Source organism: Pseudomonas sp. S30, from assembly GCF_016518545.1.
Classification (GTDB): domain Bacteria; phylum Pseudomonadota; class Gammaproteobacteria; order Pseudomonadales; family Pseudomonadaceae; genus Aquipseudomonas.
Genome location: NZ_JACVTO010000005.1, coordinates 156221 through 173855, shown reverse-complemented (window position 1 = coordinate 173855; position 17635 = coordinate 156221). Strand labels below are relative to the sequence as shown.

The following is a 17635-nucleotide window of genomic DNA, read 5'->3' as shown; positions in this document are numbered from 1 at the left end:
CGCCAAGGCGCGAGCCCTTTTCCCTCCATGGTGTGCCTCGCTCACTGGACCGTCCTGTGGTCCATCGTTTCGCCTAGATCACGCGGGAAAACCGCTGTCGGTTCTGTAGCGCCAGATAGGCATCGAACACCATGCATACCGAGCGCACCAGCAGGCGTCCGGCCGGCAGCACGCGAATGCCGCGGTCATCGAGCGCGATCAGCCCGTCGCGCTGCATCACTAGCAGTTGCGGCCACTCCAACTTGAAGTAACCACGAAAATCGATGGTGAAGGCCTGCTCGATCGCTTCGAAGTCCAGCGCGCAGTGGCAGATCAGTTGCTGGATCACCGCGCGGCGCAGGCGGTCGTCCTGATTGCACACGAGGCCGCGCTGGGTCGCCAGCTGAGCGCTGGACAGGGCGTCCTGGTAGGTGTTCAGGTCGCTGCTGTTCTGGCAGTACAGGTCGCCGATCTGGCTGATGGCCGAGACCCCGAGCCCGACCAGGTCGCAATGACCATGGGTGGTGTAGCCCTGGAAGTTGCGTTGCAGCGTGCCTTCCTCCTGGGCGATGGCCAGCTCGTCGTCGGGCAGGGCGAAGTGATCCATGCCGATGTAGCGGTAGCCCGCGGCGCCGAGCTGCTCGATGGTGGTGTGCAGCATCTCCAGCTTGAGCGCCGGAGCAGGCAGCTCGCTGGCGTCGATGCGCCGCTGGGGCAGGAAACGTTCCGGCAGATGCGCGTAGTTGAAGACCGACAGGCGGTCCGGCTGCAGGCGTATCACTTCCTCGACGGTGCGGGCGAAGCCTTCGGGCGTTTGCCGCGGCAGGCCATAGATGAGGTCCAGGTTGACCGAACGGAATTGCAGGGTGCGCGCCGCTTCGACCAGGGTGCGCGTCTGTTCCAGGCTCTGCAGGCGGTTGATGGCGCGTTGCACCGCCGGATCCAGGTCCTGCACGCCCAGGCTGATGCGGTTGAAGCCCAGTTCCCGGAGCAGGCCCATGGTCGACCAGTCGGCCTCGCGCGGGTCCAGTTCGATGCCATAGTCCCCCGAGTCGTCATCCAGCAGGTTGAAATGCTGGCGCAGGGTGGCCATCAGCTGGCGCAGTTCCACGTGGCTGAGGAAGGTCGGGGTGCCGCCGCCGAAATGCAGCTGCTCGACTCGCTGGCGGGGGTCGAGGTGGCAGGCGATGAGCTGGATTTCCTGTTCCAGGCGCTGCAGGTAGGGCGCGGCGCGCGCTCGGTCCTTGGTGATGACCTTGTTGCAGGCGCAGTAGTAGCAGATGTTGGCGCAGAACGGCACGTGCACATACAGCGACAAAGGGCGCACCGCGCGACGACTCTCGCGCAGCGCATGCAACAGGTCGAACGACCCCACTTCGGCGTGCAGTTGCACGGCGGTCGGGTAGGAGGTGTAGCGCGGCCCGGCCAGATCGTAGCGACGGATCAGGTCGGGGTCCCAGTGGAGTTCGTCGAGCATGTGGGCAGTCCCCGAGAAGAGCGGCAGTGCCCGGAGTCTAGAATCGTCTGTAGGACGCGGCCTTGACCTGTATCAAGCGCGGCGTCTGGCACCACGCCGCACGCCACCAGCGAATTCCAGCGGCGTGCTGCCGCCGACCACCGCCTCAATGCCCCATGAGCCAGTGCTGGTGGGGGCCAGGTAGCGTCCATAGGCCGAAGAGGATCACCAGCAGGCCGCCGGCCACGCGCACGGGGCGTCGGCGCAGCAGGGCGCCAACGCGCTCGGCAGCCAGTCCGGTGGCCAGCAGGACCGGCCAGGTGCCGATGCCGAACGCCAGCATCAGCAGCGCACTGTGGGCGGCGTTGCCCTGGCTTGCCGCCCACAGCAAGGTACTGTACACCAGTCCGCAGGGTAGCCAGCCCCACAGGGCGCCGAGCAGCAGGGCGCGGGGCAGGCTCGACACCGGCAGCAGGCGCGTGGCGAGCGGTCGAACGTGGCGCCACAGGCCCTGGCCGAGGGCTTCGATGCGGGTCAGCCCGCTCCACCAGCCCGCCAGGTACAAGCCCATGGCGATCAGCAACAGGGCGGCCAGCAGCCGCAGCGCCTGGACCGCCGGGCTGCCGGCCAGTGCCCAGCCGGCCAGGCCCAGCAACAGGCCGGCTGCCGCATAGCTGAGCACGCGACCGAGGTTGTAGGCCACCAGCAGGCGCAGGCGACGACTGCGCTGCTCGGGTGGGATGGCGAGGGTGAGGGCGCCCATCAGGCCGCCGCACATGCCCAGGCAATGGCCGCCACCCAGCAGCCCCAACACCAGTGCGGATGCGATCGAAGGCAGCAGTTCAGGCACGGGGCGGGCGGTCCTGGTCGGCAGCGGCGGGGGCGGAACGGGCCTCGATCGCGGCCTGATGGCGTGGATCCTGATCGTCGAACAGAATGCTGTGGGCCGGGCCTTCGAGGTCGTCGTACTGGCCGCTGTCCACGGCCCAGAAGAACACGTACAGCGCCACGCCGACCAGCAGCAGGGCAGCAGGAATCATGATGTACAGCGCGGGCATGAAGGTGTCCTCCAGAGGCGGTCAGGTGGCCAGGGCGGCTGGTCTCGTTGCTACGCGGGCCTTGGCGGCGGCCGGCAGTCGGGTCAGGCGCAGGGCGTTGAGCACCACCACCAGCGAGCTCAGCGACATGCCGACGGCCGCCCACACGGGCGTGATCCAGCCCAGCGCCGCGAAGGGTAGCATCAGGCCATTGTACAGCGTCGCCCACAGCAGGTTCTCGAGGATGATGCGCCGAGTGCGCCGCGCCAGATCGAAGGCCTCTGCCACGGCTTGCAGGCGGTTGGACAGCAGCACTGCATCGGCGCTGGTCTTGGCCAGGTCCGTCGCCGAGCCCATGGCGATGCTGATGTCCGCCGCCGCCAGTACCGGGACGTCGTTGACGCCATCGCCGAGCATCAGCACCTTGCGTCCCTGGGCCTGCAAGGCCTTGAGCCGGGCCAGCTTGTCATCCGGGCGCAAACCGCCGCAGGCCTGGTCGATCCCCAGTTGCGCGGCCACTTCGGCGACCATGGGCGAACTGTCGCCCGACAGCAGGACGGTGTGCCAGCCGCGGGCCTTGCACGCCGCCAGCAGCGCGGCGGCGTCTTCGCGCAGCCGATCGTCCAGCGCGAACCAGGCCAGCGGCCCCTGGCGATCGCCCAGCAACAGCCATTGTCCCCCGGCGGCCGGTAGCGCTGGCACCTGGGCACCGCTCAGGGCGCAGACGAACGCGGCCTGGCCGATGCGCAGGCGCTGCTGGCCGAGGTGCCCCTCGAGGCCCAGCCCCGGCACCGCCTCGACCTGCTCGGCCGGCTCGGCGCTGCGCCCGAACGCGCGGGCGATGGGATGCTCCGAACGGTTCTCCAGGGCTGCCGCCAGGGCCAGGCAGCGCTGCGCCGACAAAGGCCCGAGCGGCTGGACGCTGCGCAGCGCCAGGCGACCTTCGGTGAGCGTGCCGGTCTTGTCGAACACCACCGTGTCGATCTGGTTCAGGCCCTCGAGCACATGCCCGCGGGTCACCAGCAGGCCGAGACTGTGCAGCGTACCGGTGGCGGCGGTCAGCGCGGTGGGCGTGGCCAGCGACAGGGCGCAGGGACAGGTCGCCACCAGCATCGCCAGCACGATCCAGAACGCCCGCCCGGCATCCAGATGCCACCACCACAGGCCGATGGCCAGTGCCGCGATCAGGCTCAGCAGCAGAAACCATTGTGAGGCGCGGTCGGCGAGCCGTGCCAGGCGTGGTTTTTCCGTCTGTGCGCGCTCCAGCAGGCGCACGATGGCCGACAGTCGCGAGTCCTGGCCGAGTGCCTGCACCTCTACCACCAGGGTGCTTTCGATGTTCAGCGTGCCGCCGGTGACCGGATCGCCGACGCGCCGGGCCTGGGGCAGGTACTCGCCGGTGAGCAACGACTCATCCACGCTCGAACGGCCCTCCAGAATGCGTCCGTCGGCCGGAATGACCGCGCCAGGCAGCACCTGCAGCCGATCGCCCTTGGCCAGTTCCGATAGCAGCACGCGCTCGGTCGCCCCGTACAGGTCCAGGCGCAGGCAGGAAGCGGGCAGTACATTGACCAGTTGTGCGGTGACCGCCGCGGTGCGCTCGCGAGCGCGTCGTTCCAGGTAGCGGCCGCTGAGCAGGAACAGGGCGAACATGCCCACGGTGTCGAAGTACAGCTCGCCGCTGCCGGTGATCGCCGTCCAGATCCCGGCGCCATAGGCCAGGCCGATGGCCAGGGACACCGACAGGTCCATGGTCATGTGCCTGGTGCGCAGGTCGCGGGCAGCGCCCTTGAAGAACGGCGCACAGCTGTAGAACACGATCGGGGTGGTGAGAAACAGCGCCACCCAGCGCAGGATGCTGTGCAGTTCGGGTGACAGGTCGATATTGAATTCCGGCCAGGTGGCCATCGTCGCCATCATCGCCTGGAACCACAGCAGGCCGGCCACTCCCAGCCGACGCAGCGCGGTACGGTTCTCTCGCGCCAGTTGCTCGGCGGCCTGATCGGGTCGATAGGGATGGGCCGCGTAGCCGATACCGCGCAACGCCTTCAGTACCCGTGACAGCGGCAGGCGCTGCGCGTCCCAGCGCACCTGCAAGCGATGATTCGACAGGTTCAGGCGCACTTCGGCCACGCCGTCGAGCCGGGCCAGGTGATGTTCGATGAGCCAGCCACAGGCTGCGCAGCTGACGCCCTCGATCATCAGCACGACCTCGGCCCACTCGCCTTGGTGGTGAACCAGGCCCTGCTGCACATCGCTGCGGTCGTACAAAGCCAGCTCCTCCGGCACCAGCCTGGACAATGCCTGGGGGTTGGCGCTGCTGTCGCTGCGGTGCTGGTAGTACTGCTCCAGCCCGCTGGCGACGATGGCCTCGGCCACGGCCTGGCAGCCCGGGCAGCAGAATGCTCGCGACTGACCCAGCACCACGGCGCAGAAGCGGCTGCTCGCCGGGACGGGCAGGGCGCAGTGGTAACAGAGGGTGGGTTGAGTCATCAGGTCGGTGCCTTGAACGAATCGTGGGAAGGCAGGTGCGGGTTCAGTTGCACCTGCCGATGATCATCACGCTCACGCCCTGGCGCGTACAGCGTCGCTGGACGGCTGGACGCGGCCTGTGCAATCAGCGGTCCTGGGCGCCTTGCAGCGCCTCATCGCCTAGCTGCAGAGCGACGCCTTGCTCGATCTTCTCCTCCTCGAACAGACGCCAGACCTGGCCCTGCTCGCTGCCGAGCAGTTCGACGAAGCGCCGCCCTTCGACCTTGTCGTCGATCTGGCCGACGTAGCGCCCGCCATCCACGCGCAGCAAGCGCACCTTGCGGTCCTTGTCCGGCTGGGTCGGCGAGATCAGGTTCAGCTCCAGGCTGGCCGGCACGCTGTCGCCGCTCAGCTGCAGTTGCACCTCGCCGGTCAGCTCGTCCAAGTTCATGCTGGCGTGCAGGTTCAGGGCCTGGGCGAGCATCTCGCGGTCCAGCGAGCGGTTGATGCCTTTGCCGGCCTCGTAGTAGTTGTCGTTCACCAGGTTGTCCGGGTTGCGCACGGCGATGCTGACCATGGTCAGGCTCAGGCACACCGAGGTGGTGAGGATGCCGATCAGGATCCAGGGCCAGAGGTGCTTGTACCAGGGGCTGGCGGCGGTGGCGATCATGGTGCGCTATCTCTCTGTCAGCGGATCTGTGGGCCGATGAAGCGGCTCTTGGCCTGGACCTCGGTGGCGCTGTCGTCGGCGTCCCTGAGGATGAAGGTGATGTCGTTGGTGGTCGACGGCAGTTGCTCGGGCGCGATCGACAATTGCACCGGCAGGCTGACGCTGTCACCGGCCGCCACCCGCAGCTCTCGCTGGGCGGTCAGTTGCAGCCCCGGCAGACCACCGGCATCGAGCACATACACATGGTCGTGCTGATCCTTGTTCATGACCTTCAGGCTGTACACGTTCTCGATCTGGCCCTGGGCGTTCTCGCGGTACAGCACCCGGTCCTTGCTGACATCCAGCCCAACCAGCGAACGGGTGGCGAAGGCGCTGGCCAGGGCGCCGATCATCACCAGCAGCACGATGGCGTAGCCGATCAGGCGCGGGCGCAGCAGGTGGGTTTTCTGCCCGGACAGGTTGTGCTCGGTGGTGTAGCTGACCAGGCCGCGCGGGTAGTTCATCTTGTCCATCACCGCATCGCAGGCGTCAATGCACGCCGCACAGCCGATGCACTCGATCTGCAAGCCGTCGCGGATGTCGATGCCGGTGGGGCAGACCTGTACGCACAGGGTGCAGTCGATGCAGTCGCCCAGACCCTTGGCGCGGGGATCCACGCCTTTCTTGCGCGGCCCACGGGTTTCCCCACGGCGCGGGTCGTAGGAGACGATCAGCGTGTCCTTGTCGAACATCACGCTCTGGAAACGCGCGTAGGGGCACATGTACACGCACACCTGTTCACGCAGCCAGCCGGCGTTGCCATAGGTGGCCAGGGTGAAGAAACCGACCCAGAAGTACGCCCAGCCGTCGGCTTGACCGGTGAAGAAATCTACCACCAGTTCGCGAATGGGGGCGAAGTAGCCGACGAAGGTCAGGCCGGTGACCAGGCCGATCAGCAGCCACAGGCTGTGCTTGGCCAGCTTGCGCAGCAATTTGCCGCCGCTCATCGCCGATTTGTCCAGCTTCATGCGCTGGTTGCGATCGCCCTCGGTGGCCTTCTCGCACCACATGAAGATCCAGGTCCACACGCTTTGCGGGCAGGTATAGCCGCACCAGACCCGCCCGGCGTAAACGGTGATGAAGAACAGACCGAAGGCGGCGACGATCAGGATGCCCGACAGCAGGATGAAGTCCTGCGGCCAGATGGTGGCGCCGAAAATGTAGAACTTGCGCTCGGGCAGGTTCCACCACACGGCCTGGTGACCGCCCCAGTTCAACCAGACGGTACCGAAGTACAGCAGCAACAGCACGGCCCCACCGGCCATGCGCAGTCTGCGGAACACACCGGTGAAGGCGCGGGTGTAGATCTTTTCCCGGGAAGCATACAGGTCGACGGAATCCTTTCCGGTGGCAGGGGTGACATCATGTACGGGTATCTGCTTGCTCATCATTCGATCCCACGGCAGTGGAGAAATGCCCGGGCCAGTGCGTGCCGGCCCTGGTCATGCGCCCGGCAGGGGCGCTCTGCGAGTCATGATACGCCGCTGATGGCGGGCTCGGACCGCGCTGCGACCTTTAGCCGCGTTGGGTTGCCGACGATATTCGTGTACGGCAAGGTGTCAATTGATTCAGGTCAGTGAGCGGCCGGTTTCGCTGGCGGCGTCGGTGTTTCGAGCGCCTCGGCTGAGGCTGGCGTAGCGGGCTGCGCTTGCTGGGACAGGCTGTAGACATAGGCGGCCAGCAGGTGCACACGGTCGTTGCCCTGGATCTGGGCCTGGGCTGGCATCTGCCCCTGGCGGCCATGACGGATGGTCTGTTGCAGCTGGGCGAAGCTGGAGCCGTAGATGAACGCCTGGGGGCGGGTGAGGTTCGGCGCGCCCATGACCGCGGTGCCCTTGCCTTCGGGGCCATGGCAGGCCACACAGGTGCTGGCGTAGATTGCCTGGCCCTTCTGCGGGTCGGCCTTGGCACCCTCTGGCAGGCTGCGGCCGGCCAGGTCCGTCAACACATAGGCCGCCACGTCCGCCACGCCCTGTTCGCCGATCACCGGGCCCCAGCCAGGCATCACGCCCATTCGACCGTTCATGATCGAGGCCTTGATGGTCTGCGGCTCGCCCCCCCAGCGCCAGTCGCTGTCGGTGAGGTTGGGAAAGCCGTAGGCGCCCTTGGCATCGGAGCCATGGCACACCGCGCAGTTGGAGGCGAACAGCCGCGCCCCCATCTTCAGCGCCTGGGGATCCTTGGCCACGTCTTCCAACGGCATGGCTGCGAACCTGGCGAAGATCGGGCCGAAGCGGGCATTGGCCCTGGCCATTTCCTTTTCCCATTCGTGCACGCCGCTCCAGCCGCGTTCGCCGTCGCCGAATTCGCTGCGTGTGTCCGCATCCAGGTAGGCGTAGCCAGGCAGCAGGCCGCGCCAGTTCCCCAGGCCCGGATACAGCACCAGGTAGCCCAGGGCGAAGACGATGGTGCCGACGAACAGCCAGAACCACCAGCTCGGCAGGGGATTGTCGTACTCTTCGATGCCGTCGAAGGCGTGTCCGACGGTCTGCTCGGTCAGTTCGTCGCGCTGGCCCTTGCGGGTCGACAGCAGCAGCCAGATGAGGGCCAGGATCGTGCCCAGGGTCAGCACGCTGACGTACAGGCTCCAGAACGTGGTCATGGTCGCTCGCTCCCGGGTGTCTGGTCGTGCGCGCGCTCCAGGCGCGACCGCGCCTCGGGGTCGTCGGCGAACGGCAACTGCGTGGCCTCGTCGAAAGCCTGCTTGCGCCTCGGGCTGAACACCCACAGGGCCAGGCCGACGAAGGCCAGCAGTACCACCAGGGTGCCCAGGCCGCGAATCGTTCCTATATCCATCGCCATCACCGTTTGCTCTTGATCAAGGTGCCCAGGCCCTGCAGGTAGGCCACCAGCGCGTCCATCTCGGTCTTGCCCTTGACTGCGTCGCGCGCACCGGCGATGTCCGCATCGCTGTAAGGCACGCCGAGGGTACGCAGCACCTCGAGCTTCTTCGCCGTGTCCTGACCGTCCAGGCGATTCTCCACCAGCCAGGGGTAGGCTGGCATCTTCGACTCGGGCACCACGTTGCGGGGGTTGTACAGGTGCGCGCGGTGCCAGTCGTCCGAATAGCGCCCACCGACCCGGGCCAGGTCCGGCCCGGTGCGCTTGGAGCCCCACAGGAAAGGGTGATCCCACACGCTTTCACCGGCCACCGAATAATGCCCGTAGCGTTCAGTTTCGGCGCGCAACGGGCGGATCATCTGCGAGTGGCAGCCCACGCAGCCTTCGCGAATGTAGATGTCCCGGCCTTCGACCTCCAGTGCGGTGCGCGGCTTCATGCCCTCGACCGGCTTGTTGGTCACATCCTGGAAGAACAGCGGGACGATCTGCGTCAGGCCACCGATGCTCACGGCAACGACCATGAAGAAGGCCAGCAGGCCAATGTTCTTCTCGACGATTTCATGCTTCATCACGGCGCTCCCACGGCGATGATCCGGGCGGCCTGTTCGGCCTCGGCCGGCTTCGCGCCACGTACCGTGCGCGTCACGTTATAGGCCATCAGCAGCATGCCCGAGGCGAAGAAGGCACCGCCCACCGCGCGCACCACATAGCCGGCGTGGCTGGCTTGCAGCGCCTCGACGAACGAATAGGTGAGCGTGCCGTCGCTGTTCACGGCGCGCCACATCAGGCCCTGGGTGATACCGTTGACCCACATCGAGGCGATGTACAGCACGGTGCCGAGGGTCGCCAGCCAGAAGTGCGCGTTGATCAGGCCGATGCTGTGCATCTGGGTGCGCCCGTAGAGGCGCGGAATCATGTGATACAGGGCGCCGATAGTGATCATCGCCACCCAGCCCAGGGCGCCGGCATGGACGTGACCGATGGTCCAGTCGGTGTAGTGGGACAGGGCGTTGACGGTCTTGATCGCCATCATCGGGCCCTCGAAGGTGGACATGCCGTAGAACGCCAGCGACACCACCAGAAAGCGCAGGATCGGGTCGGTCCGCAGTTTGTGCCAGGCGCCGGAGAGCGTCATCATGCCATTGATCATGCCGCCCCAGCTCGGCGCCAGCAGGATGATCGACATGACCATGCCCAGCGACTGCGCCCAGTCGGGCAGGGCGGTGTAGTGCAGGTGGTGCGGGCCGGCCCAGATGTACAAGGTGATCAGTGCCCAGAAGTGGACGATCGACAGCCGATAGGAGTAGATCGGCCGCTCGGCCTGCTTGGGCACGAAGTAGTACATCATCCCCAGGAAACCGGTGGTCAGGAAGAACCCCACGGCGTTATGGCCATACCACCACTGGATCATCGCGTCGGTGGCGCCGGCATACGCCGAGTACGACTTGAACAGGCTCACCGGCAGGGCCGCGTGATTGACGACATGCAGCATGGCGGTGACCAGGATGAAAGCGCCGTAGAACCAGTTGCCCACATAGATGTGCCGGGTCTTGCGCTTCATCAGGGTGCCGAAGAACACCACCGCGTAGGCGATCCAGACGATGGCCAGCAGGATCGCGATGGGCCACTCCAGCTCGGCGTATTCCTTGGTGGTGGTGTAGCCCAGCGGCAGGCTGACCAGCGCGCCGACGATCACCGCCTGCCAGCCCCAGAAGGTGAAGGCGGCCAGGCGATCGCTGCACAGGCGTGTCTGGCAGGTGCGCTGCACCACGTAATAGCTGGTGGCGAACAGCGCGCACCCGCCGAAGGCGAAGATCACCAGGTTGGTGTGCAGCGGTCGCAGGCGGCCGAAGCTGGTCCAGGGCAGGTCGAAGTTCAGCTGCGGCCACACCAGTTGCGAGGCGATGAACACCCCCAGCCCCATGCCGACGATGCCCCATACCACGGTCATGAGGGCGAACTGGCGGACGACCTTGTAGTTGTAGGCAGGGGGATGGGCAGCGATTGTAGGCATGTCGAGGTTCCACGCTTGGGCTGTTCTTGTGAGTGGACGATCGGTGGCGAGGCTACGCAAGGCAACGCGCCGATGCCCACGGGCGATGCGGTTCATTCGGCGGTATCGAGCGCAGGCTAGGTGATTGTACACAAACAAATAACTGTTATGTGTACCTTTTCTCGGAATTTTCTGATCGATCGGTCAGGCTTTTAAAGCGCGTTTCAGCCACTTCACAAGCGCGATGGGATATAACGGCGACTGGGGTGGCGTCCGTCAAGCCTGGCTGAAACGACAGCGCTCCTGTGGCGATGCGGAGTCGGACTTGACCGACTCGGCACCACCACAGAAGCGCGGGACTGGCGGGGAAAGGTATTACGGCTGGGTGGTCTGGGCCGGGTCATCCTGTGACAGGCTGTAAACATAGGCTGCCAGCAGATGCACCTTGTCGTTGCCCTGGATCTCGGCCTGGGCCGGCATCTGTCCCTGGCGACCATAGCGAATGGTCTGCTGCAACTGCGCCAGGCTCGAACCGTAGATGAACGCCTGCGGATGGGTCAGGTCCGGGGCGCCCATGGCCGCGATGCCCTTGCCTTCGGGGCCGTGGCAGGCCACGCAGGTGCTGGCGAAGATGTCCTTGCCCTTGACCGGGTCGGCCTTGACTCCTTGCGGCAGGCTGCGATGAGCCAGGCCGGTCAGCACGTAGGCCGAGACATCCGTGACGCCCTGTTCGCCGATCACTTCGGCCCAGGCCGGCATCACGCCGTGCCGGCCGTTCATGATCGACGCCTTGATGGTCTCGGGCTCGCCACCCCAGCGCCAGTCCTTGTCGGTGAGGTTCGGGAAGCCGTAGGCGCCCTTGGCGTCGGAGCCGTGGCACACCGCGCAGTTGGAGGCGAACAGACGTGCGCCCATCTTCAGCGCCTGGGGATCCTTGGCCACCTCCTGCACCGGCATCGCGGCGAATTTGGCGAAGATCGGTCCGAACCGGGCGTCGGCCTTGTCCATCTCTTTCTGCCATTCGCCGACCTGGGTCCAGCCGTCCTCGTAGCCCGGCAGGATGCCTTTCCAGTTGCCCAGGCCCGGGTAGAGGATCAGATAGCCCACCGAGAACACCAGGGTGCCGACGAACAGCCAGAACCACCACTTGGGCAGCGGGTTGTCGTACTCCTCGATGCCATCGAAGCTGTGACCCATGGTCTGGTCGGTGGTGTTGCCGCTCTGGCCCTTGCGCGTGCCCAGCAGCAGCCAGGTCAGTCCGACCAGGCTGCCGAGCGTCAGTACGCTGATGTAGGTACTCCAGAAGGTGGTCATTGCCCGTTACTCCTCACCACTGCAGTCACGGCTGCAGGCACAGCAGCTGGTTCCTGCCCGGCAGGGGGCAGGCGGTCGTCGTCGAAGGGCAGCAGGCGCGCTTCGGCGAAATCACGGTCGCGGCGTCGATTGAACACCCACAGCGACAGGCCGATGAAGGCGATCATCACCACCAGGGTGCCCACGCCGCGGATCATGCCGATGTCCATTTCCATGGCGTTCACCTCTTGTTCTTGATCGAGGTGCCGAGCACCTGCAGGTAGGCGACCAGTGCATCCATCTCGGTCTTGCCCTTGACCGCGTCGCGGGCACCGGCGATGTCCTCGTCGCTGTAGGGCACACCCAGCGAGCGCATCACGCGCAGCTTGGTCTCGGTGTGGCTGTTGTCCACCGGCTGCGCCACCAACCAGGGGTAGGCGGGCATCTTCGACTCCGGCACCACGTTGCGCGGGTTGTACAGGTGCGCGCGGTGCCAGTCGTCCGAATAGCGTCCGCCCACCCGGGCCAGGTCCGGCCCGGTGCGCTTGGAGCCCCACAGGAAGGGGTGATCCCACACGCTTTCACCGGCCACCGAGTAGTGGCCGTAGCGTTCGGTCTCGGCGCGGAACGGGCGGATCATCTGCGAGTGGCAGCCCACGCAGCCTTCACGGATGTAGATGTCGCGGCCTTCGAGTTGCAGGGCGGTATAGGGCTTCATGCCCTCGACCGGTTTGTTGGTCACGTCCTGGAAGAACAGCGGGACGATCTGGGTCAGGCCGCCGATGCTGACGGCGAACACCATCAGCAAGGCCAGCAGGCCGACGTTTTTCTCGATGACTTCATGTTTCATCAGGCGGTTCTCCTCAAGCCAGCTGGGCGTTCGCAGGGGCGACGGCGATGGCTGGCGAACGCACGGTGCGCCAGGTATTCCAGGCCATCAGGAACATGCCGCTGAGGAAGATCGCGCCGCCGACGAAGCGCACGATGAAGCCGGGGTGGCTGGCGACCAGGGTTTCGACGAACGAGTAGGTCAGCGTGCCGTCGCTGTTCACCGCCCGCCACATCAGGCCCTGGGCGATGCCGTTGACCCACATCGAGGCGATGTACAGCACGGTACCGATGGTGGCCAGCCAGAAGTGCGCGTTGATCAGGCCCAGGCTGTGCATCTGCTGTTTGCCGAACACCTTCGGAATGGTGTGGTACAGCGCACCGATGGAGATCATCGCTACCCAGCCGAGCGCGCCGGCATGGACGTGACCGATGGTCCAGTCGGTGTAGTGGGACAGGGCGTTGACGGTCTTGATCGCCATCATCGGGCCCTCGAAGGTGGACATGCCATAGAACGCCAGCGACACCACCAGAAAGCGCAGGATCGGGTCGCTGCGCAGTTTGTGCCAGGCGCCGGAGAGCGTCATCATGCCGTTGATCATGCCGCCCCAGCTGGGCGCCAGCAGGATCAGCGACATGATCATGCCCAGCGACTGGGCCCAGTCGGGTAGGGCGGTGTAGTGCAAGTGGTGCGGGCCGGCCCAGATGTACAGGGTGATCAGCGCCCAGAAGTGGACGATCGACAGCCGATAGGAATACACCGGCCGCTCGGCCTGCTTGGGCACGTAGTAGTACATCATCCCCAGAAAGCCCGCGGTGAGGAAGAAGCCCACGGCGTTGTGGCCGTACCACCACTGCACCATGGCGTCGGTGGCACCGGCATAGACGGAGTAGGACTTGGTCAGGCTGACCGGAATCTCCAGGTTGTTGACGATATGCAGGATGGCCACGGTGAGGATGAACGCGCCGAAGAACCAGTTGCCCACGTAGATGTGCTTGGTCGTGCGTTTGATCAGCGTGCCGAAGAAGACGATGGCGTAGCAGACCCAGACGAGGGTGATCAGCAGGTCGATCGGCCATTCCAGTTCGGCGTATTCCTTGGAACTGGTGTAGCCCAACGGTAGGCTGATCGCCGCCAGCACGATCACCAGTTGCCAGCCCCAGAACGTGAACGCGGCCAGCTTGGGCGCGAACAGCAGGGTCTGGCAGGTGCGTTGCACCGAATAGTAGGAGGTGGCGAACAGCGCGCAGCCACCGAAGGCGAAGATCACCGCGTTGGTGTGCAGCGGGCGCAGGCGACCGAAGCTGGTCCACGGCAGGTCGAAGTTCAGGCTGGGCCAGACGAGTTGCGCGGCGATGAACACGCCGAGCCCCATCCCGACGATGCCCCACACCACCGTCATGATGGCGAATTGGCGGACCACCTGGTAGTCATAGGCGGTACTGCTGGTTGTGTTCATGTATGGGTTCCCATCCACGGTTATAGGCAGGCTAAACAGCGGAGGAAGCATGAAAGAAGGGCACTGTGCCGGTATTGACGGGGATCAATGGGCCCAAGTTGCACAAGTCCAGGGCTTGCGCGTCGATCCCCCACAGATCCTGGAAGATCGGCGGCGATCCTGGACGCTGATCCTGGCCCACGGTGCAGGCGCGCCGATGGACAGCCCGTTCATGGAAACGATCGCGCGAAGGCTGGCCGGTCTTGGCGTAGGCGTCATCCGCTTTGAATTTTCCTACATGGCCCAGCGTCGCCTGAACGGCGGAAAAAGGCCGCCGAATCCCCAGGGGGTGCTGCTCGAGCGCTGGCGCGAAGTGTATCGGCAGGTGCGACCTTTGGTCACTGGGCCGCTGGCGATCGGCGGCAAGTCCATGGGCGGGCGCATGGCCAGTCTGCTGGCCGACGAACTGGGCGCCGATGCGCTGGTATGCCTGGGCTACCCGTTCCACCCGGCGGGCAAGCCGGAGAAGCCGCGGGTCGAGCATCTGGCACAGCTGCGCACGCCGACGCTGATCGTGCAGGGCGAGCGCGATGCCTTGGGCAACCGCGAGCGGGTCGGGGGCTATGCCTTGTCAGTCGCCATCGCGCTGAGCTGGCAGGTGGCGGGCGATCATGACCTCAAGCCGTTGAAGGCCTCCGGTTTCACCCATGATCAGCATCTGCAGGCGACGGCCGACCGGGTGGCGGGATTCTTCGCCGGGCTGCCTGCGAAGAATCCGCCTGGAGCGGGCGGCTGATCAGTCGCGGTATTCGCACAGGTAGGCGGTGTCGACCTTCACCTGCAACTGGAACTTGCTGTCGGCCGGCACGTTGAAGGTGGTGCCGGCGTTGAAGGTTTCCCAGTTCTGGCTGCCCGGCAGCTTGACGGTCAGGGCGCCGGAGACCACGTGCATGATCTCGCGCTTGGCGGTGCCGAATTCGTATTCGCCCGGCGCCATCACGCCCACGGTGGCCGGACCTTCCTCGCCGCTGAAGGCGATCGACTTGACGGTGCCGTTGAAGTATTCGTTGACCTGGAACATGGGCCACTCCTGAACAGGGGCTGGAAAAAGGCTGGCCAGTATGCCCAAGCCCCCGGCGCCCGTCATCTGCTTTCAGGCACCCGTGGCCGGCAGGCTCAAGGGCAACAGCCGCGCGGTGTTGCGGGCATCCTCCAGGGCCCTGTGCTGCTGGCCGGCAAACTGTAGGCCGGCCAGTTGCAGGGCGCCATTGAGGCCGGGTGGGCGTTGCAACTGACGGGCCTTGGCGAAGCGCTGCTTGAGGTTGATGTGCGGCAGGCCTTGCAGCAGGCTGTCCAACTGGTGGTGCTGCCATTCCTGAAGCAGTTGCCGGCGGTCGTAGTCGCCCCAGCTCACCCATGCCTGCAGTTGTTGGCTGTGGTGACCCAGCCAGCGCTCGAACTGTGCCCACACCTCCACGAAAGAGGCGGCCGAGTCGACGCTGGCCTGGCTGATGTGGGTGAGTTGCCGGCAGAACGGCGTCAATTGCGGCCGCCGGCGTGGCCTGACGAAACGCTGGAAATGATCCACTTCGCGCCCTTCGCGCGTGACCAGGCTCGCGCCGATCTCGATGATTTCCATCTCGGTGACCGGCCAGCCACCGTCGTCGGTGGTGGCCTCCAGGTCGATGACCAGCCAATGGCCCATACCAGGCTCCCTTGCAAGACGCTGTGGGCCGCGACATGGATGACGCTGGCCAGGCCAGGTCGCGGGCTCCTAGAGCGTAGCCAATCCGTGACCCTTAGGGCATCCCCTGGCAAATTGCCTCTACTTTGCCGCATCCAGCAGTTGTGCCCTGATGGGAAAACGCCTAGCTTAGGCGCACCGAGTTCAACACCGCGTGATCGAGTGCCCCACGTGACACCCCTGTCTGGCCTGCGGGCCCTGCCATCGCTGCTGATGCTCGCTGTCTCGTGCCTGGGCGCAGGCGCCCATGCTGCCGACGTGGTGGAGGTGCGCATCGGCGCGGCGCACTTCCCGCCGTACACGGTTCGCCCCGAGCAGGGCGCGGACACCGGCCTGCTGCCGCAACTGGCCGAGGCGCTGAACCAGTTGCAGGCCGGCTATCGCTTCGTGCTGGTGCCCACCTCGATTCCGCGTCGGTTCGGCGATTTCCAGCAGCATCGCACCGACATGGCGGTGTTCGAGAATCCGCAGTGGGGCTGGCAGAAGATCGCCCATACCGCGGTCGACATGGGCCTCGAGGACGCCGAGATCTTCGTTGCCCGCCGACAGCCGGGGCGCGATCAGCATTACTTCGACGAGCTCGAGGACAAGCGTCTGGCGTTGTTCAACGGCTACCACTATGCCTTCGCCGGCTTCAATTCCGACCCTGAATACCTGAAGAAGACCTTCCAGGCCAACCTGACCTATTCCCATGACAGCAACCTGTCGATGGTCCAGCATGGCCGCGCCGACATCGCCCTGGTGACCCGCTCGTACCTGAGCGACTACTTGCGGCGTAATCCGTCCAAGGCCCAGGAGCTGCTGGCTTCGGAGCGGGTCGATCAGGTCTATCACCACTATGCGCTGCTGCGCCCCGGTGCTCCGATCAGCGCCGAGGCCTTCGCGCAACTCATGCAGCGGCTGCGCGAACGTGGCGCCCTGGCCACGTTGTTCGATCCCTACCGCATCACCGTGCAGGCGCCGCCCCGGCAGTGAAGCCCGGGCGCATGCCATAGCGGTGGGGTAAAGCGGGCAGGCCGTCGTTTGCCGGTGAGGGGCCAGAGCGCACTAGCGGCGCCGCAGACTCGACGACTCGCCGGCTTGATCGTATTCGGCCTGGCGGCTGTTCTTGCGGCAGTGGATCAGGGCATCGCGGATCATGAAGTTGACCAGCGTCGGCGAGACGCCGAGTTCCTTGGCGATGTCCTTCTGCGGCACGCCGTGCAGGCGATACATCTCGAAGGCGTAACGGGTGCGCTTGGGCAGTTCGTCGAGCGAGTCGGCGATGTGCTCCAGCGTGGTGAGGTTGATGTGGGTGGCTTCGGGCGAGGCATTCTGGATCACCACGTTCAGGCCTTCTTCCTCGCTGCCTGAATACTTCAGCTCCATCGCCTGCTTGCGATAGTGGTCGATGGCCAGGTTGCGCACGATCTGGAACAGGTAGCTGAGTTGGGCCTTGAACGACGACGTGATCTGCGGGGCCGAGCCGAGTCGGAAGAACGCGTCCTGCACCACATCCTCGGCGCGCGAACGGCACCCGGTGATGCGGGCGGCGATCTTCACGAGGATGCTGCGGTTGTCGACGAATGCCTGGAGCAGTGGTGAATCGCACTTACTTGTGGATAGTTGTTCCGCCATGGAAGTCACCTTGTCTCTGAAAGAAAGGGGGCACTGCGTGACGGTGCGCTCCCTGCAACGTGCGACAAATTATTCGTAATGATAATGATTGTCAAATACAGAAGTGAGTGAGTCTCTATTCGTTCCCGATATAAGCTGCGCTGCCTGCGTGACCGTCGTGTGAAGCCTGCTTGACGGCTTGGCGACGGCGCTAATTATTTGCCCTGCCCATCCGTTCCCCTGTGTAC

Annotated in this window: 19 protein-coding genes; 2 read left to right on the top strand and 17 right to left on the bottom strand. The window is 65.4% G+C overall.

The features are described from left to right. Nucleotides 1-73: 73 nt before the first annotated feature. From hemN to ccoN (IAE34_RS07895), 14 genes are all read right to left on the bottom strand, one after another. Complete coding sequence (gene hemN / locus IAE34_RS07960) at nt 74-1456, bottom strand: oxygen-independent coproporphyrinogen III oxidase (RefSeq protein WP_200138322.1); 1383 nt, start codon at nt 1454-1456, stop codon at nt 74-76. 145 nt (nt 1457-1601) lie between these two features. Beyond that, complete coding sequence (locus tag IAE34_RS07955) at nt 1602-2285, bottom strand: sulfite exporter TauE/SafE family protein (RefSeq protein WP_200138321.1); 684 nt, start codon at nt 2283-2285, stop codon at nt 1602-1604. Continuing rightward, nucleotides 2278-2493, bottom strand: coding sequence for a cbb3-type cytochrome oxidase assembly protein CcoS (gene ccoS, locus IAE34_RS07950; RefSeq protein WP_200138320.1), 216 nt, complete (start codon nt 2491-2493; stop codon nt 2278-2280). Before ccoS ends, IAE34_RS07955 begins: the two co-directional genes overlap by 8 nt. 21 nt (nt 2494-2514) lie before the next feature. Beyond that, nucleotides 2515-4965, bottom strand: coding sequence for a heavy metal translocating P-type ATPase (locus IAE34_RS07945; RefSeq protein ID WP_200138319.1), 2451 nt, complete (start codon nt 4963-4965; stop codon nt 2515-2517). 124 nt (nt 4966-5089) lie between these two features. Continuing rightward, nucleotides 5090-5614 carry a FixH family protein gene (locus IAE34_RS07940; protein ID WP_200138318.1) on the bottom strand — a complete coding sequence of 175 codons (525 nt, stop codon included), beginning with the start codon at nt 5612-5614 and terminating at the stop codon, nt 5090-5092. Nucleotides 5615-5631: 17 nt separating this feature from the next. After that, a complete protein-coding gene (ccoG, locus tag IAE34_RS07935) occupies nt 5632-7041 on the bottom strand; it encodes a cytochrome c oxidase accessory protein CcoG (protein WP_200138317.1) in 1410 nt (469 codons plus the stop codon). Nucleotides 7042-7226: 185 nt separating this feature from the next. Then, nucleotides 7227-8255 (bottom strand): cytochrome-c oxidase, cbb3-type subunit III, encoded by a 1029-nt coding sequence (gene ccoP, locus IAE34_RS07930; protein WP_200138316.1) that lies wholly within the window; start codon nt 8253-8255, stop codon nt 7227-7229. Then, nucleotides 8252-8449 carry a cbb3-type cytochrome oxidase subunit 3 gene (locus IAE34_RS07925; RefSeq protein ID WP_200138315.1) on the bottom strand — a complete coding sequence of 66 codons (198 nt, stop codon included), beginning with the start codon at nt 8447-8449 and terminating at the stop codon, nt 8252-8254. The genes ccoP (IAE34_RS07930) and IAE34_RS07925 overlap by 4 nt, the downstream gene beginning before the upstream one ends. 5 nt (nt 8450-8454) lie before the next feature. Further along, complete coding sequence (ccoO, locus tag IAE34_RS07920; RefSeq protein ID WP_200138314.1) at nt 8455-9063, bottom strand: cytochrome-c oxidase, cbb3-type subunit II; 609 nt, start codon at nt 9061-9063, stop codon at nt 8455-8457. Then, the gene (ccoN, locus tag IAE34_RS07915) at nt 9063-10508 is read right to left on the bottom strand and encodes a cytochrome-c oxidase, cbb3-type subunit I (RefSeq protein ID WP_200138313.1); all 1446 of its coding nucleotides are present in this window, start codon (nt 10506-10508) and stop codon (nt 9063-9065) included. Before ccoN (IAE34_RS07915) ends, ccoO (IAE34_RS07920) begins: the two co-directional genes overlap by 1 nt. A 354-nt stretch (nt 10509-10862) precedes the next feature. Beyond that, nucleotides 10863-11801 carry a cytochrome-c oxidase, cbb3-type subunit III gene (gene ccoP, locus IAE34_RS07910; protein ID WP_200138312.1) on the bottom strand — a complete coding sequence of 313 codons (939 nt, stop codon included), beginning with the start codon at nt 11799-11801 and terminating at the stop codon, nt 10863-10865. Next, nucleotides 11798-12016 (bottom strand): cbb3-type cytochrome oxidase subunit 3, encoded by a 219-nt coding sequence (locus tag IAE34_RS07905; RefSeq protein WP_200138311.1) that lies wholly within the window; start codon nt 12014-12016, stop codon nt 11798-11800. Before IAE34_RS07905 ends, ccoP (IAE34_RS07910) begins: the two co-directional genes overlap by 4 nt. 5 nt (nt 12017-12021) lie before the next feature. Next, nucleotides 12022-12630: a cytochrome-c oxidase, cbb3-type subunit II gene (gene ccoO / locus IAE34_RS07900; protein WP_200138310.1), complete on the bottom strand. Its 609-nt coding sequence runs from the start codon at nt 12628-12630 to the stop codon at nt 12022-12024. Between the two features lie 13 nt (nt 12631-12643). Further along, entirely contained in the window at nt 12644-14068 is a 1425-nt protein-coding gene (gene ccoN, locus IAE34_RS07895) for a cytochrome-c oxidase, cbb3-type subunit I (protein ID WP_200138309.1), read from the bottom strand. 49 nt (nt 14069-14117) lie between these two features. Between ccoN (IAE34_RS07895) and IAE34_RS07890 the strand changes: the two genes are divergently transcribed. Then, nucleotides 14118-14843 carry an alpha/beta family hydrolase gene (locus IAE34_RS07890; RefSeq protein WP_233631010.1) on the top strand — a complete coding sequence of 242 codons (726 nt, stop codon included), beginning with the start codon at nt 14118-14120 and terminating at the stop codon, nt 14841-14843. Here the strand turns inward: IAE34_RS07890 and ppnP are convergent, their stop codons facing one another. Next, on the bottom strand, nt 14844-15128 hold the full coding sequence (ppnP, locus tag IAE34_RS07885; protein WP_200138308.1) for a pyrimidine/purine nucleoside phosphorylase: 285 nt from the start codon (nt 15126-15128) through the stop codon (nt 14844-14846). 72 nt (nt 15129-15200) lie between these two features. Then, nucleotides 15201-15752, bottom strand: coding sequence for an exonuclease domain-containing protein (locus IAE34_RS07880; protein ID WP_200138307.1), 552 nt, complete (start codon nt 15750-15752; stop codon nt 15201-15203). 210 nt (nt 15753-15962) lie between these two features. Between IAE34_RS07880 and IAE34_RS07875 the strand changes: the two genes are divergently transcribed. Further along, nucleotides 15963-16766 carry a substrate-binding periplasmic protein gene (locus IAE34_RS07875; protein ID WP_200138306.1) on the top strand — a complete coding sequence of 268 codons (804 nt, stop codon included), beginning with the start codon at nt 15963-15965 and terminating at the stop codon, nt 16764-16766. A gap of 72 nt (nt 16767-16838) precedes the next feature. Here the strand turns inward: IAE34_RS07875 and IAE34_RS07870 are convergent, their stop codons facing one another. Then, nucleotides 16839-17408, bottom strand: coding sequence for an RNA polymerase factor sigma-70 (locus tag IAE34_RS07870; protein WP_200138305.1), 570 nt, complete (start codon nt 17406-17408; stop codon nt 16839-16841). Nucleotides 17409-17635 lie beyond the last annotated feature (227 nt).

Coding starts and splice junctions, on each gene's coding strand:
- hemN (WP_200138322.1), bottom strand. CDS start 1,456: ATGCTCGACGAACTCCACTGGGACCCCGACCTGATCCGTCGCTACGAT.
- ccoS (WP_200138320.1), bottom strand. CDS start 2,493: ATGCCCGCGCTGTACATCATGATTCCTGCTGCCCTGCTGCTGGTCGGC.
- IAE34_RS07945 (WP_200138319.1), bottom strand. CDS start 4,965: ATGACTCAACCCACCCTCTGTTACCACTGCGCCCTGCCCGTCCCGGCG.
- IAE34_RS07940 (WP_200138318.1), bottom strand. CDS start 5,614: ATGATCGCCACCGCCGCCAGCCCCTGGTACAAGCACCTCTGGCCCTGG.
- ccoG (WP_200138317.1), bottom strand. CDS start 7,041: ATGAGCAAGCAGATACCCGTACATGATGTCACCCCTGCCACCGGAAAG.
- ccoP (WP_200138316.1), bottom strand. CDS start 8,255: ATGACCACGTTCTGGAGCCTGTACGTCAGCGTGCTGACCCTGGGCACG.
- IAE34_RS07925 (WP_200138315.1), bottom strand. CDS start 8,449: ATGGATATAGGAACGATTCGCGGCCTGGGCACCCTGGTGGTACTGCTG.
- ccoO (WP_200138314.1), bottom strand. CDS start 9,063: ATGAAGCATGAAATCGTCGAGAAGAACATTGGCCTGCTGGCCTTCTTC.
- ccoN (WP_200138313.1), bottom strand. CDS start 10,508: ATGCCTACAATCGCTGCCCATCCCCCTGCCTACAACTACAAGGTCGTC.
- ccoP (WP_200138312.1), bottom strand. CDS start 11,801: ATGACCACCTTCTGGAGTACCTACATCAGCGTACTGACGCTCGGCAGC.
- IAE34_RS07905 (WP_200138311.1), bottom strand. CDS start 12,016: ATGGAAATGGACATCGGCATGATCCGCGGCGTGGGCACCCTGGTGGTG.
- ccoO (WP_200138310.1), bottom strand. CDS start 12,630: ATGAAACATGAAGTCATCGAGAAAAACGTCGGCCTGCTGGCCTTGCTG.
- ccoN (WP_200138309.1), bottom strand. CDS start 14,068: ATGAACACAACCAGCAGTACCGCCTATGACTACCAGGTGGTCCGCCAA.
- IAE34_RS07890 (WP_233631010.1), top strand. CDS start 14,118: ATGAAAGAAGGGCACTGTGCCGGTATTGACGGGGATCAATGGGCCCAA.
- ppnP (WP_200138308.1), bottom strand. CDS start 15,128: ATGTTCCAGGTCAACGAATACTTCAACGGCACCGTCAAGTCGATCGCC.
- IAE34_RS07880 (WP_200138307.1), bottom strand. CDS start 15,752: ATGGGCCATTGGCTGGTCATCGACCTGGAGGCCACCACCGACGACGGT.
- IAE34_RS07870 (WP_200138305.1), bottom strand. CDS start 17,408: ATGGCGGAACAACTATCCACAAGTAAGTGCGATTCACCACTGCTCCAG.